The following is a 15,159-nucleotide window of genomic DNA, read 5'->3' as shown; positions in this document are numbered from 1 at the left end:
GCTGGACTCATTTAGGAGAATAGTGTAAAAAAATAACGTTATACCGTATACGGTATAACGTTATTTTTATAGAAAAGGATGAAGTGCTGTGTTTCATCCTTTTTGCATGTTTGCATGATTAGTCTAATTCTTCTTTTGCTGGAATGCTGTGTGCTAGACGGCTTGCTGCAGCGGCTGCGATAGCTCCTACTAAGTCATCTAAGAAGATGTTTACTTTACCAGTTGATTTATCATCTAAGTTTTTAAGAATTCCTGGTTTTACTTTGTCGATATAACCATAGTTTGTAAATCCAATAGAACCATATACGTTCACGATTGATAATGCTAAGATTTCATCGACTCCATATAGTGGCTCGTCTTCAGATAGGACATCGTTTAATAATGGATGTAATTTCTTTTCCTCAGCAAGTTTATCCATTTCAATTCCTGTAATGACAGCATTTTGTACTTCACGTTTCTTTAAAACGCTGTGAACATTACTTAGGCATTCTTCCTTTGTCAAACCTGGAACATATTTTTCTTGTAAGAAATAAACTAAATCAGCAATTTGTTCTATGTCTACACCACGTTCAGATAACAATTCTAAAGAACGTTCGTGTAATTCTTTTGGGCTTTTCATAAAAATCCTCCTTTTTATTAATTATGAAACCCTTTTAAAAAGAGTAGCTTTTTATTTTAACACAAAAAAAGAAAAACGCCCAAATGAATTGAGCGTTTTTTAAAATTTTGTAAACGGTTAGAACATGGATGAACTGTGAATCGTGCTTGGTCGACTATTTGGGTTCACATACGTCATCGCAGCATTAATGGCTACGGGTGCTTCACCAAATCCAGTAGCAATGATTTTTACTTTGCCGTCATATGTTGCGATATCTCCAACCGCAAAGACACCAGGAAGTGTGGTTTCCATTTGGCTATTTGTCACAATACAATTTCTTTGAACTTCAAATCCCCAATTTTTCATGCCCCCGATAGAAGAAGAGAAGCCATAGTTCACAATGAAATCGTCAACAGGAATTTCGATTTGATCTTCGCCTTTAGCGTGTTTTAGTACAACGGATTGAATTTTCTCACCATTCCCGATTATTTGCTCAGGAAGATAAGGGGTTAACATTTCAACGCTCGATTCTTCAAGTTGTTTTACGCTATGTTCTTGAGCTCGAAACTGAGGCCGACGATGAATAATAGAAACTTTTTTTGCAATGGGTTCCAAGGCAAGCGCCCAGTCTACAGCAGAGTCTCCACCTCCACAGATAGCGACAGTATGGTCTCTAAAGCGTTCTAGGTTATTGACAAAAAAATGTAAATTTTTACCTTCATATTGTAAAGCTTCATCAATTTCTAGTTTTCTTGGTCGAAAGGCTCCATTTCCGCAGGCGATAATCACCGTTTTTGCTAAATGGGTTTGTTTTGAAGTGATTACTTCATAGCCAAACTCAGTTTTGTTTAATTCAAGAGCTTCTTCTTCTAAACAGTACTGAGTGTTTGGGAATCTTTCTAATTGTGCTAATAAGTTTTCAATTAATGCTCCTGCTTGAATTTCAGGGAAAGCAGGGATGTCATAGATTTTTTTTTCAGGATATAACATCCATGGTTGTCCGCCTAATTCCGGTAAACTTTCTATAATTTTAACAGAAGCTTGGCGTAGACCAGCGTAAAAAGCGGTGAAAAGCCCGACAGGCCCACCGCCGATAATAATAATATCAACAATCTCTTGAGTCACCTTGTACCTCCGATTAATAAAACATTCTTAAAATAAAGGCCATTATTATTCCTGTTAATACCCCGGCAAAGACCTCTACTGGTTTGTGACCTAAATACTTTTTAATGATTAATTTTTTATTTTCTTCTGTGTCGAAAATATTGATGGGATCGTCTTCCGATTCAATTTCAACATGCTTTAGAAAACTAGACTCTTCTCGCAAATGTTCTTCGTATAATTTTTGTAATAAAATCCCTTGTTCACCGCTTTGTCGTCTTACCGCCATCGCATCGAACATAACGATTAAGCCAAAAGTAGTGGCAATAGCTACTAAAGGAGAAGTGAATCCATATTCGATAATTAAAGCAGTAATCAAAGAGCTAACTGCTGCAGAATGAGAGCTAGGCATTCCACCAGTACTCGTTACTAAAGAAACATGAGCATCTGGTTTCTTTGAAAAATAGGCAATAGGAAATTTAACAAATTGTGCAAACAGAATCGAACAAATAGAAGCGACTAATGGATAATTCTGAAATATTGTCATTCAACTACACTCTTTCTTTTTTTATACTAATCTACTATACCATGAATTCATCAAAATCACTAAGGAAATTTGTAGAATGAAATGATTTTTTTCTTAAGTTTTGTATAAAGGCTAAATTGCACCGGTTTGGCTTTTGTGGTTTAATAGAAGAGGTTAGATGAGCAATTCATCATAATGAAGTAAAAGGAGATGGAAGAATGAGTCAATTTCCACAATTAAATGAATTAAATACAAGTAATCCACTTGTAACGGTGCATACAAATCATGGAGATTTCAAATTGGAATTATTCCCTGAAATTGCGCCTAAAACGGTAGAAAACTTTGTAACACACGCTAAAAATGGCTATTATAACGGAGTAATCTTCCACCGTGTTATTGAAGATTTCATGATTCAAGGGGGCGACCCAACTGGAACAGGGATGGGTGGCGAGTCGATTTATGGCCGTACTTTTGAGGATGAGTTTTCAAGAGAAGCGTTTAACTTATATGGAGCTCTTTCAATGGCAAATGCGGGTCCAAATACAAATGGATCACAATTTTTCATCGTTACAGCAAAACAAGTACCAGCTCAAATGTTAAAACAATTAAAAGATGGCGGTTGGCCTGAAGAAATCGTTGAAGAATATGCTAAAATTGGTGGTACACCATGGTTAGATCATCGTCATACTGTCTTTGGTCGCGTTGTTGAAGGAATGGATACCGTTCTTAAAATTGAGGGCGTTAAAAGAAATGGACAAGATCGTCCACTTGAAGATGTTGTGATTGAATCCATGGAAGTTAACGCGTAGGGAGGTCCTATGAATAAAACTTTTAGAATTGGTGACATTGTTACTGCAAAAGTAACAGGTGTACAAAATTACGGAGTTTTCTTAGAGCTAGACGAAGATACGCAAGGATTGATTCATATTTCTGAGTGTAAGCATGGATATATGGATAATGTGCATGATTTTGTGAAAGTAGGACAGGAAGTGACAGCGAAAGTCATTGACGTCGATGAATTCTCAAATAAGATTAGTTTATCGATTCGAGCACTTGAAAAATTAGATGTACCGGACTTTCCACAGCGCATTAAGAAAAATCGTAAACGTTACACTCCATCGATTGGTTTTTCTAGCTTAGCCAAGAAACTACCAATATGGATTGAAGAAGCTCAAGAAAAATTTGTAAAAGATAAAAATAAGAGTTAATAGATTCGTTTTTTTAACAATCTGTTTGACGAATATAAAAAATTTTAAGGAGGCATTCAAATGGGACATATTTCATTTGATTATTCAAAAGCATTAGGTTTCTTTAATCAAGAAGAAATCGATCACTTGCAATCTACTGTGACTGCATTAGATAAAGACTTGAGAGAAGGATTAGGAGCAGGAAACGACTTCACAGGTTGGATTAACTTACCTCGCGACTATGACAAAGAAGAATTTGCTCGTATTAAAGCAGCTGCTAAAAAGATTCAAGAAGAATCTGAAGTATTAGTGGTGATTGGTATCGGTGGTTCATACTTAGGAGCTCGCGCAGCGATTGATTTCTTAAATCACGCTTTCTATAACTACTTACCAAGTGACAAACGTAAAACTCCTCAAGTATTATTTGCAGGAAACAGCATTAGCTCAACTTACTTACAAGGGTTACTCGACTTAATTGGAGATCGTGATTTCTCAGTGAACGTCATTTCTAAATCTGGTACAACTACAGAACCAGCGATTGCTTTCCGTGTATTTAAAGATTTATTAATTAAGAAATATGGTAAAGAAGAAGCTGTAAATCGTATTTACGCTACAACTGACCGCGCTCGTGGAGCATTAAAATCTGAAGCAGATGTGGAAGGATACCAAACATTTGTAATTCCTGATGATGTCGGTGGACGTTTTACAGTGTTAACAGCTGTAGGCTTACTTCCAATCGCAGTTACTGGTGCAGATGTAGATGCATTAATGCAAGGAGCTGAAGATGCACGTGTGGCATATAGCTCACCAAACTTAAAAGAAAACGAAGCTTACCAATACGCTGTAGCACGTAATGTGTTATACCGAAAAGGAAAAGTGACTGAGTTACTCATTAACTACGAACCAACATTACAATACTTCTCTGAATGGTGGAAACAATTATTTGGTGAATCTGAAGGGAAAGACTTCAAAGGAATTTATCCTTCAAGTGCAAACTTCTCAACGGATTTACACTCACTAGGACAATACATCCAAGAAGGTCGTCGTAACATCTTCGAAACAGTAATCAAAGTGGGCAAACCAAATGAAGAAGTAACAATTCCTGAAACAGAAGAAGATTTAGATGGATTAGGATACTTACAAGGAAAAACAATGGACTTCGTCAATACAAAAGCTTTCCAAGGAACATTACTAGCGCATACAGATGGTCAAGTTCCAAACTTTGTAGTGAACATTCCTGATATGTCAGCTTACACATTAGGACATTTAATCTACTTCTTCGAAATCGCAGTTGGAATTTCTGGTTACTTAAATGGTGTAAATCCATTTGACCAACCAGGGGTAGAAGCATACAAGAAAAACATGTTTGCTTTACTTGGAAAACCAGGATTCGAAGACTTAGCAAAAGAATTAAACGAACGTCTATAATAGACATACCGCATTCTCCAAGCGAGGGTGCGGTTTTTTGTATCTTTTCAAGTTTTGACGTGAAAAGAACTTGCGACAATGGCCGTTTTGAACTAACATAGGTTTTACAAGAACTATTGGAGGGAAAAGATGAGAGTAATCGGATTAACAGGTGGGATTGCTAGTGGGAAATCAACCGTTTCGAATATATTTAAAAAAGTTGGCGTTCCGATTATCGATGCAGATGTCGTCGCAAGAAAAGTTGTTGAAAAAGATTCAGTAGGACTGATATCTCTTACAAAACGATTCGGGAACTCTATTTTACTAGACGATGGTTCATTAGACAGAACGCAATTAGGCAGAAAAATGTTCAGTGATGCTTCTGTTTTGAAGGAGGTCAACGACTTGCTTCAACCTCTGATTAGAACGGAAATTGAACTTCAAATACAAGAGGCAAAAAAACAAAACCACCCGCTCATTATTCTAGATATCCCGCTGTTATTTGAGATGCATTATGAGACTCTCTGTGATGACATAATCGTAGTGGCTGTTTCAGTGGAAACTCAGATTCAACGCCTAAAAAATCGCAATGGATTATCTAAAGAGGAAGCTCTAAAGAGAATAGAATCTCAAATGACTTTAGAAGAAAAGGTTCAAAAGGCGGATATTGTTTGGACTAATGAAGGGTCCATTGAAGAATTAGAAGCTAGAGTTCATCAGTGGCTACTCGAAAATTTCCGACAAAAATGATATAATTAATCGAATAAGCACAATAAGGAGAGGTGTTTTTTATGCAATGTCCAAAATGTAAAAATAATGGTTCTCGTGTAGTAGATAGTCGTCCAGCAGATGATGGACGTTCGATTCGTAGAAGAAGAGAGTGTGAAGAATGTGGCTACCGCTTTACGACTTTTGAACGTTTAGAAAAAGCACCATTACTCGTCATCAAAAGAAATGGCAATCGTGAAGAATTTAGTCGTGAAAAATTATTAAATGGATTAGTTCGTTCAGCTGAAAAACGTCCTGTTTCGTTGGGACAGTTAGAAACCATTGTTAATGAAATTGAACGTTCGATTAACCAAGAAGGGGAAAATGAAGTATCCAGCACTTTAATTGGGGAAATGGTCATGGATCATTTATCTAAAATTGACGATATTGCTTATATTCGTTTTGCCAGCGTGTACCGTCAGTTTACAGACCGAAAAATGTTCTTAAAAGAATTAGAACGTATGTCTTTTGAAATGGACAATAAAGATTAAAGAAAGGAATTGAAGGAATGCAGTCAAAAGAATTTCCGTGGTCCAAATATAAACCAATGGACGGAATTTTAGTCATTCAACCCGTTTGGATTACTGAAAGAGAAATACAATTTTTAATGCAATTATATGCTCCGTTTATTGGAAAAGAAGCCACACTTTTGTATGCTACTTTATACGGTGAATTATCTCCATCTGCCTATCAGAGCGAAGTATTTTCAATTTCTGAATTACTATCCATGACAAATTTAGGGATGCCAGACTTTCATTTAGCTAAATCTAGACTAGAAGGCATAGGACTTTTGAAGTCATATCATAAAGAACCTACTGCTTCTCGTCCTCAAACCTATACGATGGAATTGATAGCGCCAACTTCTCCAAGACTCTTTTTTAAAGATGCGCTTCTGTCCACTTTATTATTGAATCAGGTGGGAAATCATCGGTTTGAAAAACTGAAGCAGAGATTTTTAGCTACTAATGTAGGAGATTTAGGAGATTCAACAAGCGCTCAATTTGAAGAAGTGTACCGCCTTCCGTACAATATGGAGTCTTATACCAGAAATCTCTCTCAAGAAAAAAGAATGGTGATGGATGTAAAACAACAATCGCCAATGGAATTTTCATCTGAAGTCGATTGGGACTTGATTGAAGGACTGTTGAAGACGGAATTTGTTGATTTGGATTCTTTAACAAAGGAAGTCAAAAGAATCGTTGATGTATTGTATAAAGCGTATGGCTTTTCTGAATCAGAAATCGCTCAATTCCTAGTGATTGCATCAGATTTATCGACTAAAGTGATTGATGAAGAATTCTTACTGAAACTAGGTCAAGAAGCTGCTCAAAATAAAGTGAACCTAATGAGAGAGAAGGAAAATCATTCTGTCACAGAAGAAATGAAAGAAAAATCTGAAAAGCCTGAGGAAGTCTCTTCGGTAGAAGATGATGCAATCGGGATGTTAATTCAAGCTTCAAAAGAATTATCCCCCATTGATTTTGTCTCAAGTATAAAGACGCAGAAAAAAGGGTATGTTTCTAAAGCGGAGAGACAATTAATTTTTGATCTTGTCTCTGTGAGTGGTCTGCCAAATGAAGTGTTGAATATTTTATTCCACTATACGCTAGTTCAGTTGGATCATGCGACGCTTGCAAGGAACTTTGTAGATGCGATTGCTAACGACTGGGCAACCAAAGGGATTCAAAGCGCTAAAGAGGCGATAGATGCTGTAAGGAACCGTGATTTACAAAGAGAGGTTAAGCGGAAACAGCAATTGCATAATGCGGGTAAGAATAACTACAGAAAAAATAGTGGTTATCAAGAGCAATTACCAGAGTGGGCGAAAGAGTCCAAGTCAAAGGAAAAACAAACGCCTGCACCAAGTAAGAGCCAACCAGAACAAGTTTCAAATCATTTGGCCGATCAAATTGCAAAATTAAAAACGAGTCAACAAAAAGAACAACAATAATGGAGGTGACCACAATGGAAGGTTTTAAAGGATTATTAAATCAAAGAGAGGCGGATCAAAGGATTCCTAATTTAAAAGCCATCGAAGAAAAAATATTCTCTGATGAAGAAGTTCAATCGTTTTTAGATTGTCATAAAAATGAATTAGATCCGCAAGCCGTTCGTAAAGGAACCTCTGCGTTGTTAGAATTCATTATGGAAAGAGATGCCAGAAAAAATCACCAAGCCGTAAAAGCTCCAGGGTTAGAACCGTCACTTGAAGTGCATAATGGTTTTATTTTAGTCAACTATAGTCGCACAGAAGAAGCGATTCGCCAGGAAAGAGAACGCAAACGTAAAAGATTGATTCACTCGATTAATATGCCGAAGAATATTGCAGAAGCACGTTTCTCAGATACGGCGCTTACGCAAGAACGACAAGAGGTCATTGGAGAATTATTGAAATTCATCGAAGGATACAAACCAGAGGATACCCATTATCAAAAAGGTTTATACTTAGCAGGACCTTTTGGAGTTGGAAAGACTTATATGATGGGGGCATTAGCGAATGAGTTGTCTGAACATGGGATTGAAACGACTTTAGTCAATGTTCCAACTTATAGTTCGGAAATTAAACAGGCGATTGCGACAAATTCGGTTGAATCAAAACTAATGACGATTAAAAACACACCTATTTTAGTTTTAGATGATATCGGTGCCGAAATGAATAGTGCATGGTTTAGAGATGAAGTATTGATGGTGATTTTACAGCATCGTATGTTGCAAGAATTACCAACGTTTTTCACATCGAACTTCACGATTGATGAATTAGAAGTCCACTTTGCGCATTCAAACAAAGGAGACCAAGAACTTCTTAAAGCAAAACGTTTAATAGAACGGATTCGTTTCTTAGCAAAAGAGTATTTTGTAGATGGTATTAACCACAGAAATCCATCTTAACTAAAATGCTTGAAAATAAAATAGATTAGTGGTTAAATACTAATGAACTAAATATTTTGAAAATGATGAAAAAGACAAGAAACTATCTCTTGGTTACATTTTAGAGAAAAGTGGGTTGGTGCAACACTTTGTCCGGAATAGTTTTACCACTTTTGAATCCTTACTTGAAATGAGTAGAGTAAGGCGTATCGGAGCGTTAGTCCGTTTAAGGTTTGTCAATGAGAGACAAATGAATTTGGGTGGAACCACGTAGAGAATGACGTCCCATAGTTTGCAGTAGCAGACTATGGGGTTTTTTGTTTGGTTTAGAATTTTCAAAAGGAAAGAAGGAAGAAAATGTCAATGATTAAAATTACTTTTCCGGATAGTGCAGTTAAAGAGTTTCCAAAAGGAATTACAGTAAAAGAAGTTGCAGAAAGCATTAGTAAAAGCTTAGCTAAAAAAGCATTAGCAGGTAAAGTGAACGGAGAATTAGTAGACTTCGATCGCGCTATCGAAGAAGATGCTTCTATCGAAATCGTTACACCAGATCACGAAGATGCATTAGGAATCTTACGTCACTCAACAGCACACTTATTAGCACATGCATTAACTCGTTTATACCCAGGAATTCACTTTGGGGTAGGACCAGCGATTGAAACAGGATTCTACTACGATACTGATATGCCAAATCAATTAACAGAAGATGCTCTCCCAGAAGTGGAAGCTGAAATGATGAAAATCGTTAAAGAAAACTACCCAATCGTTCGCCGTGAAGTAAGCCGTAAGGAAGCACTAGAAATCTTCGCAAATGACCCTTATAAAGTAGAGTTAATTAATGGTTTAGCTGAAGGCGAAACAATCACTGTTTACCAACAAGAAGATTTCGTTGACTTATGTCGTGGTATCCACGTTCCTTCAACAGGACGTATTCAAGTCTTCAAATTATTATCACTTGCAGGAGCTTACTGGAGAGGTGACTCTAACAACAAGATGATGCAACGTGTTTACGGTACAGCATTCTTCGATAAAGCAGACTTAAAAGAATTCTTGAAGATGCGTGAAGAAGCCAAAGAACGTGATCACCGTAAACTAGGGAAAGAATTAGACTTATTTATGATTAGCCAAGAAGTTGGTTCAGGATTACCATTCTGGTTACCAAAAGGGGCTACAATCCGTCGAACAATTGAACGTTACATTGTGGATAAAGAAATCAGCCTTGGATACCAACACGTGTACACTCCAGTTATGGCTGATGTAGGTCTTTACAAAACTTCAGGTCACTGGGCTCACTATCAAGAAGATATGTTCCCACCAATGGACATGGGTGATGGCGAATTATTAGTATTACGTCCAATGAACTGTCCTCACCACATGATGGTTTATAAAAACCACATCCACAGCTACCGTGAATTACCAATTCGTATTGCTGAATTAGGAATGATGCACCGTTATGAAAAATCAGGTGCACTATCCGGTTTACAACGTGTACGTGAAATGACTCTTAACGATGGACATACATTCGTTCGTCCAGACCAAATTAAAGACGAATTCAAACGTATCTTAGACTTAATACGCGAAGTATATAGTGACTTCAACGTTAAAGACTACCGTTTCCGTTTAAGCTATCGTGATCCTGAAGATAAACATAAATACTTCGATGATGATGAAATGTGGAACAAAGCAGAAACAATGTTAAAAGAAGCAATGGATGAAATGGGATTAGAATACTTCGAAGCTATCGGCGAAGCAGCATTCTACGGTCCTAAATTAGATATTCAATTCCGTACAGCAATGGGATTAGAAGAGACAATGTCTACAATCCAATTAGACTTCTTATTACCAGAACGCTTCGACTTAACCTATGTTGGGGAAGATGGAGATAACACTCACCGTCCAGTGGTTATCCATCGTGGGGTTGTTTCAACTGCAGAACGTTTCGTAGCGTACTTAATCGAAGAATATAAAGGAGCGTTCCCGACATGGTTAGCTCCAGTTCAAGCAACAATCATTCCTGTAAGTGTGGAACATCATTATGATGCTGCACGTGAGTTAAAAGAAAAAATGGCTCGTTTAGGATTACGTGTTGAATTAGACGATCGTAATGAGAAGATGGGTTACAAGATTCGTGCATCTCAAACTCAAAAGATTCCTTATCAATTAGTAATTGGGGACAAAGAGGTTGAAGAAGGTACAGTAACAGTTCGTCGTTATGGTTCTAAAGAAACTAAATCAATGACTGTAGAAGCATATCTAGAGTTAGTACAACGTGAGATTGCAAACTTCTCTCGTCCGCTTGAAGACTAATTTTTCAAAGGCTCGTAGCAATACGAGTCTTTTTTGTGCTTAAATATAAATATAAAACCGAAGGTTTTGATTTATGGCTGGATGGTTTAAGAAGAATCTGATCGCTACTTAATAAAATATAAGGGATTTGTCTTTTTATAGTGGTCTCGTTCTTTCGAATCAATGCGGATGTTTTCATAAAAGTTGTAATGGGATACCGGTTCGAGCCTTAGGTCTCTCACCTACAAAGCCTCAAAAGCAGGAGTAAGGAATAAATTCCTAACTCCCGCTAATTCGTTTTGATATCATTCCCCATTACTACTTTTATGAAAACATCCGCATGATTCTTCAGAACGCGTTTAAAAATTTTATTCGTATATTTTATAAAGTGAACGCTGCTTCTTAAACCGCCATAAATCAAAATGCGGATAAAAAAGACGAGTCTTGCGAAAAATTAGTTATCGCTAAAATTGGAGCGTCCGTGAGTGCTTATTTTATGTAGCGTCCGTTGCTGCTTTTTTATGGAGTGTCCGCTGGAGTTTCTGAAACCGAAATAGCGGGAGTGGATGTTTGACAAATTTAGGTTGCAAAGTTAAGATAAATGTATTGGTAGATCTCTCCGCGTGTGGAGGGACTTTTTTTATGCGTATATATAACTGATTGAAAAGGAGAGTTTGAATGGTAGTTGAAGAAAAACAAAATCCGTTAGGGGTTGAAAAAATTACTACATTGGTTCGGAAAATGGCGATTCCTGCGATTGTCGCGAATGTGGTAAACGCCCTCTATAATATCGTTGACCAAGTATTTATTGGACAAGGGGTAGGGTATTTAGGGAATGCGGCTACAAATATTGCTTTTCCAATTACGACAATCTGTATGGCGATTGGATTAATGGTAGGAATTGGTGCAGCTTCGAACTTTAACTTGGCGCTAGGACGAAAGGAAGATAAACATGCGCGTGAAGTGACAGGAACGGCAGTTGTGTTACTTTTAACAGCTGGATTAATGATTATGAGCATTGTACTCTTGTTCTTGCAACCTTTACTGAATTTATTTGGTGCAACCGATCAAATTTTAGGGTATGCCAGTGAATATGCTGGCATTACAGCGCTCGGGATTCCATTCTTTATGTTTTCAATTGGGTTTAATCCACTCGTTCGTGCAGATGGTAGAGCTACTTATTCGATGATGGCGATTATTATAGGAGCGTTGTTAAATACAGTGTTAGATCCTTTATTTATTTTTGGATTTAATATGGGGATTGCTGGAGCTGCCTGGGCAACGGTCATCAGTCAAATTGTCTCAGCACTCGTATTAGTGGCGTACATTCCACGGTTTAGATCGGTTCATTTTGAGAAAAGCGATTTTAAATTATCCTTTGAAGATGTAAAAGTCATTGCGTCCCTTGGGTTAACATCGTTCATCTTCCAAATATCTGCGACCATCGTCCAAATCACATCGAACAACTTACTTCGTACGTATGGTGCACAATCAGTTTACGGTAGTGATATTCCGATTGCAGTCGGGGGTGTTGTAAGTAAAATTTTCGTTATTTTCATTGCTGTTGTGATCGGGTTAAATCAAGGAGCACAACCGATTTTAGGATTTAACTATGGTGCAAAGAAATATTCACGTGTCCATGAAACAATGAACTTGCTATTAAAAGTGACTTTGATTTTATCGACAATACTATGGATACTATTCGAAGTTTTCCCACTCCAACTCATTCAAATGTTTGGTAGCGGGGACGCTCTCTACTATGAATTTGGCGTTCGATATGCGCGTGCTTACTTATTCTTCACTTTCATTAATGGGATAACCATTATTGTGACAACATTTTTCCCAGCGATTGGAAAAGCGAAATTAGGGGCGATTTTATCTCTTACACGTCAATTATTTGTTCTCCTTCCAGTGATGCTACTCCTTTCAACATTGTTCGGAGTCGATGGACTTATTTTCTCAGGACCTGTTTCAGATTTTATTTCATTCATAATTTGTATCACAGTTTATCTCAACCAAATGCGCAAAATTCCAAAGGCGGACGAACTTTTGGTATAATGGTGAAAGGTAACGGAAGGGGTATGATGTATGGAATGGTCTAAATTATTATCAACAAAACGTATTTCTGGGAAAAAAGCAACTCATCGCAATGAATTTGATGATGATTACAAGCGCATTGTAACGAGTCCGGCTTTTAGACGTTTGCAAGATAAAACGCAAGTATTTCCTTTAGAAAGACTTGATTTTATCCATACGAGACTGACGCACTCATTAGAAGTTGCTATGGTGGCGAGGTCCTTGGCTAAAGAAATTGTGATTCTTTTACAGGAAGAAGTTAAAAAGCAACCTGATAGCAGTCGTCAAGAAATGATTGATAGACAAGAAGATGTCTTGAAAATTGTTGAATGTGCGAGTTTAGTTCATGATTTAGGAAACCCTCCGTACGGACATTTTGGAGAAGATATTATCCGTCAATGGTTTAAGAAAAATCTTCCTAATATCTTGAGAGAACGAAGTGATGTTGCGGATGAGTTTTTATCAAGTCCATATGTAAATGATTTTTATCGTTTTGAAGGGAATGCTCAATCCCTACGTATTGTTTCGAAACTTCATGATTTCAAAGGAAAATTTGAAGGTTTGGATTTAACAGTGGCTACTTTAAATACGATTTTAAAATATACTTACCCCTCTTCTTATAAAAAAACAAAGGAAATAACTTCTAAGAAAGTTGGGTATTTCTATTCAGAAGAAGATGCGTTTAAAACAGTGACGGAAATTACGGGAACAGGCACTAATCGACATCCACTGACCTTTATTTTAGAAGCAGCAGATGACATTGCATATTTGGTTGCAGATATGGAAGATGCGATTGGGAAAGGCGTGATTTCTTTTAGAGATGTGCGAGAATTTCTACTAGCTAATTTGAGTAATGATGCATATAACGCACCACATTCCGTTCATACTCGTGAAATATTAACGACTATCGATGAAGAAGTTTTCAGTGTGAATCGTTTCTTTGTGGATTTACGAGATAAATTAATCGATGGAGCACGTCATAATTTTGTGAATCATTATGATGAAATTATGGAAGGAACGTTTAACCAAGATTTATTCAAAAATTCTTGGGCTGAAGATTTATATTTCATCCTTCGAAAACTTTCTGAAGAACAAATTTATGATCATAAAGGGATTTTGAGACTAGAAATTGCAGGCTATACGACGTTGACCTATTTATTAGATAGTTTCGTGCCTTCTTTAGTTGCGTATGACACAAATCGCCAATTAGACTATGTAGAATTGAAGAAGATTGGTATCATTTCTGAAAGTCAGAGACGCTCGTATCATTATTTTGCTAAAGGAAAGAGTGAAGTAGAAAAATTATACTTACGTCTTCTTTTAGCAACAGACTTTATCTCAGGGATGACAGATAGTTATTCACATCGCCTCTATTTAGACATGGTTGGAATCTAAATCAGCATAAAAGACCATATATGGTCTTTTTCGGCTCAATATAAAAAAGAGTACCGCTAATGAAATTGCTTCATTAGCGGTTTTTGATTGCTTTCATTAATTAAATGAGGGTCGTTTTTTCTCCACAGGGATACTAATTTCAACAAAGTTATCTGCATGGATAATATCAAGGCCGTCAGGTTCCATATGGAACAAACGATGAACGACAAATTCAATTTCAACATCTTTAATGCGTCTTTTTTTATTTAAGATGACAATATCACGGTGAGTGGCAGCGTCAGCATAGAAAACAGTTGTTTGGCCAAGAGAGTATATTTTGATATAGAAAGCATCCGTGTTAGCTAACTGTTCATTGACAAGTTGAGAGTGAGAATTAGTAATATCGATAAGTTTCATTTTAGACACAGCCTCCTTTATTTATGTCGAATATTAATATTATTATACAGCGTTTTTAATATTATTTCATCTCTCTTTTTTTGAAAATTTAATTTTTTTGAAAAAGGATGAATAGCTTGCTCTCAGTAAGATGAAAGTGCTTTTAAAAAATATATTGAAATAGTTGTTAAAATCGAAAAAAAATGGTAACCTTATTAAATGAAAGGGTTGTATTTTTGAGGACTACATGCTCTCGAATGTACATTTCTTAAAACAAAATTTACTTTCAAAGGAGACTTTCAATATGGAAAAGAAAGAATATCATGTAATCGCAGAAACAGGAATCCACGCTCGCCCAGCAACTTTATTAGTTCAAACAGCAAGCAAATATAGTTCAGATATCCAATTAGAATACAAAGGAAAATCTGTTAACTTAAAATCAATCATGGGCGTTATGTCATTAGGTGTTGGCCAAGGTGCTGACGTAGTGATTACTGCTGAAGGTGCTGACGAAGCAGAAGCATTAGCAGGAATTGACGAAACAATGAAAAAAGAAGGATTAGCTGAATAAT

Annotated in this window: 15 protein-coding genes and 1 other annotated feature; of the genes, 11 read left to right on the top strand and 4 right to left on the bottom strand. The window is 36.8% G+C overall.

The window, feature by feature from the left end; genetic code table 11:
- Nucleotides 1-118: 118 nt before the first annotated feature.
- The 3 genes from ACO5V7_RS02080 to ACO5V7_RS02070 all read right to left on the bottom strand — a co-directional run bounded on the left by ACO5V7_RS02080 (nt 119) and on the right by ACO5V7_RS02070 (nt 2,246).
- Entirely contained in the window at nt 119-619 is a 501-nt protein-coding gene (locus tag ACO5V7_RS02080; RefSeq protein WP_263089834.1) for a phosphatidylglycerophosphatase A family protein, read from the bottom strand.
- A 117-nt stretch (nt 620-736) separates the two neighbouring features.
- Nucleotides 737-1,723 carry an NAD(P)/FAD-dependent oxidoreductase gene (locus ACO5V7_RS02075; protein ID WP_485484861.1) on the bottom strand — a complete coding sequence of 329 codons (987 nt, stop codon included), beginning with the start codon at nt 1,721-1,723 and terminating at the stop codon, nt 737-739.
- 13 nt (nt 1,724-1,736) lie between these two features.
- A complete protein-coding gene (locus tag ACO5V7_RS02070; protein ID WP_485484860.1) occupies nt 1,737-2,246 on the bottom strand; it encodes a divergent PAP2 family protein in 510 nt (169 codons plus the stop codon).
- A 197-nt stretch (nt 2,247-2,443) separates the two neighbouring features.
- Between ACO5V7_RS02070 and ACO5V7_RS02065 the strand changes: the two genes are divergently transcribed.
- The 10 genes from ACO5V7_RS02065 (at nt 2,444) to ACO5V7_RS02020 (ending at nt 14,212) form a co-directional block, all read left to right on the top strand.
- Complete coding sequence (locus tag ACO5V7_RS02065) at nt 2,444-3,034, top strand: peptidylprolyl isomerase (protein WP_298645966.1); 591 nt, start codon at nt 2,444-2,446, stop codon at nt 3,032-3,034.
- Nucleotides 3,035-3,043: 9 nt separating this feature from the next.
- Complete coding sequence (locus tag ACO5V7_RS02060; protein ID WP_485484859.1) at nt 3,044-3,433, top strand: CvfD/Ygs/GSP13 family RNA-binding post-transcriptional regulator; 390 nt, start codon at nt 3,044-3,046, stop codon at nt 3,431-3,433.
- 60 nt (nt 3,434-3,493) lie between these two features.
- Nucleotides 3,494-4,840, top strand: a complete 1,347-nt coding sequence (locus ACO5V7_RS02055) for a glucose-6-phosphate isomerase (RefSeq protein WP_485484858.1) — start codon at nt 3,494-3,496, stop codon at nt 4,838-4,840.
- Between the two features lie 129 nt (nt 4,841-4,969).
- Complete coding sequence (gene coaE / locus ACO5V7_RS02050) at nt 4,970-5,569, top strand: dephospho-CoA kinase (protein ID WP_485484857.1); 600 nt, start codon at nt 4,970-4,972, stop codon at nt 5,567-5,569.
- 41 nt (nt 5,570-5,610) lie between these two features.
- Nucleotides 5,611-6,078, top strand: coding sequence for a transcriptional regulator NrdR (gene nrdR / locus ACO5V7_RS02045; protein WP_005606839.1), 468 nt, complete (start codon nt 5,611-5,613; stop codon nt 6,076-6,078).
- Nucleotides 6,079-6,095: 17 nt separating this feature from the next.
- Complete coding sequence (locus ACO5V7_RS02040) at nt 6,096-7,538, top strand: DnaD domain protein (protein ID WP_485484856.1); 1,443 nt, start codon at nt 6,096-6,098, stop codon at nt 7,536-7,538.
- 14 nt (nt 7,539-7,552) lie between these two features.
- A complete protein-coding gene (gene dnaI / locus ACO5V7_RS02035) occupies nt 7,553-8,476 on the top strand; it encodes a primosomal protein DnaI (RefSeq protein WP_485484855.1) in 924 nt (307 codons plus the stop codon).
- Nucleotides 8,477-8,532: 56 nt separating this feature from the next.
- Nucleotides 8,533-8,746 (top strand) — a binding site (T-box leader).
- 72 nt (nt 8,747-8,818) lie between these two features.
- A complete protein-coding gene (thrS, locus tag ACO5V7_RS02030) occupies nt 8,819-10,762 on the top strand; it encodes a threonine--tRNA ligase (protein WP_485484893.1) in 1,944 nt (647 codons plus the stop codon).
- 657 nt (nt 10,763-11,419) lie between these two features.
- The gene (locus ACO5V7_RS02025; protein WP_485484854.1) at nt 11,420-12,799 is read left to right on the top strand and encodes an MATE family efflux transporter; all 1,380 of its coding nucleotides are present in this window, start codon (nt 11,420-11,422) and stop codon (nt 12,797-12,799) included.
- Nucleotides 12,800-12,829: 30 nt separating this feature from the next.
- The gene (locus ACO5V7_RS02020; RefSeq protein WP_049555020.1) at nt 12,830-14,212 is read left to right on the top strand and encodes a deoxyguanosinetriphosphate triphosphohydrolase; all 1,383 of its coding nucleotides are present in this window, start codon (nt 12,830-12,832) and stop codon (nt 14,210-14,212) included.
- 96 nt (nt 14,213-14,308) lie between these two features.
- On the opposite strand, the gene ACO5V7_RS02015 is transcribed toward ACO5V7_RS02020, so the two are convergent.
- Nucleotides 14,309-14,608 (bottom strand): DUF1827 family protein, encoded by a 300-nt coding sequence (locus ACO5V7_RS02015; protein ID WP_485484853.1) that lies wholly within the window; start codon nt 14,606-14,608, stop codon nt 14,309-14,311.
- A gap of 283 nt (nt 14,609-14,891) precedes the next feature.
- Here ACO5V7_RS02015 and ACO5V7_RS02010 point away from each other — a divergent pair, with 283 nt between their 5' ends.
- The gene (locus ACO5V7_RS02010) at nt 14,892-15,158 is read left to right on the top strand and encodes a phosphocarrier protein HPr (protein WP_039849104.1); all 267 of its coding nucleotides are present in this window, start codon (nt 14,892-14,894) and stop codon (nt 15,156-15,158) included.
- Nucleotide 15,159: the final 1 nt, after the last annotated feature.

This window comes from Granulicatella sp., from assembly GCF_057274575.1.
Note: the sequence above shows the minus strand (reverse complement) of the source record. Positions and strands in the feature narration are given on the sequence as shown.

What these genes read in the sequence shown, in the direction of transcription:
- nrdR (WP_005606839.1), top strand. Translation starts at nt 5,611, where the DNA reads ATGCAATGTCCAAAATGTAAAAATAATGGTTCTCGTGTAGTAGATAGT.
- ACO5V7_RS02020 (WP_049555020.1), top strand. Translation starts at nt 12,830, where the DNA reads ATGGAATGGTCTAAATTATTATCAACAAAACGTATTTCTGGGAAAAAA.
- dnaI (WP_485484855.1), top strand. Translation starts at nt 7,553, where the DNA reads ATGGAAGGTTTTAAAGGATTATTAAATCAAAGAGAGGCGGATCAAAGG.
- ACO5V7_RS02025 (WP_485484854.1), top strand. Translation starts at nt 11,420, where the DNA reads ATGGTAGTTGAAGAAAAACAAAATCCGTTAGGGGTTGAAAAAATTACT.
- ACO5V7_RS02065 (WP_298645966.1), top strand. Translation starts at nt 2,444, where the DNA reads ATGAGTCAATTTCCACAATTAAATGAATTAAATACAAGTAATCCACTT.
- ACO5V7_RS02010 (WP_039849104.1), top strand. Translation starts at nt 14,892, where the DNA reads ATGGAAAAGAAAGAATATCATGTAATCGCAGAAACAGGAATCCACGCT.
- ACO5V7_RS02080 (WP_263089834.1), bottom strand. Translation starts at nt 619, where the DNA reads ATGAAAAGCCCAAAAGAATTACACGAACGTTCTTTAGAATTGTTATCT.
- coaE (WP_485484857.1), top strand. Translation starts at nt 4,970, where the DNA reads ATGAGAGTAATCGGATTAACAGGTGGGATTGCTAGTGGGAAATCAACC.
- thrS (WP_485484893.1), top strand. Translation starts at nt 8,819, where the DNA reads ATGATTAAAATTACTTTTCCGGATAGTGCAGTTAAAGAGTTTCCAAAA.
- ACO5V7_RS02055 (WP_485484858.1), top strand. Translation starts at nt 3,494, where the DNA reads ATGGGACATATTTCATTTGATTATTCAAAAGCATTAGGTTTCTTTAAT.
- ACO5V7_RS02015 (WP_485484853.1), bottom strand. Translation starts at nt 14,608, where the DNA reads ATGAAACTTATCGATATTACTAATTCTCACTCTCAACTTGTCAATGAA.
- ACO5V7_RS02040 (WP_485484856.1), top strand. Translation starts at nt 6,096, where the DNA reads ATGCAGTCAAAAGAATTTCCGTGGTCCAAATATAAACCAATGGACGGA.
- ACO5V7_RS02060 (WP_485484859.1), top strand. Translation starts at nt 3,044, where the DNA reads ATGAATAAAACTTTTAGAATTGGTGACATTGTTACTGCAAAAGTAACA.
- ACO5V7_RS02070 (WP_485484860.1), bottom strand. Translation starts at nt 2,246, where the DNA reads ATGACAATATTTCAGAATTATCCATTAGTCGCTTCTATTTGTTCGATT.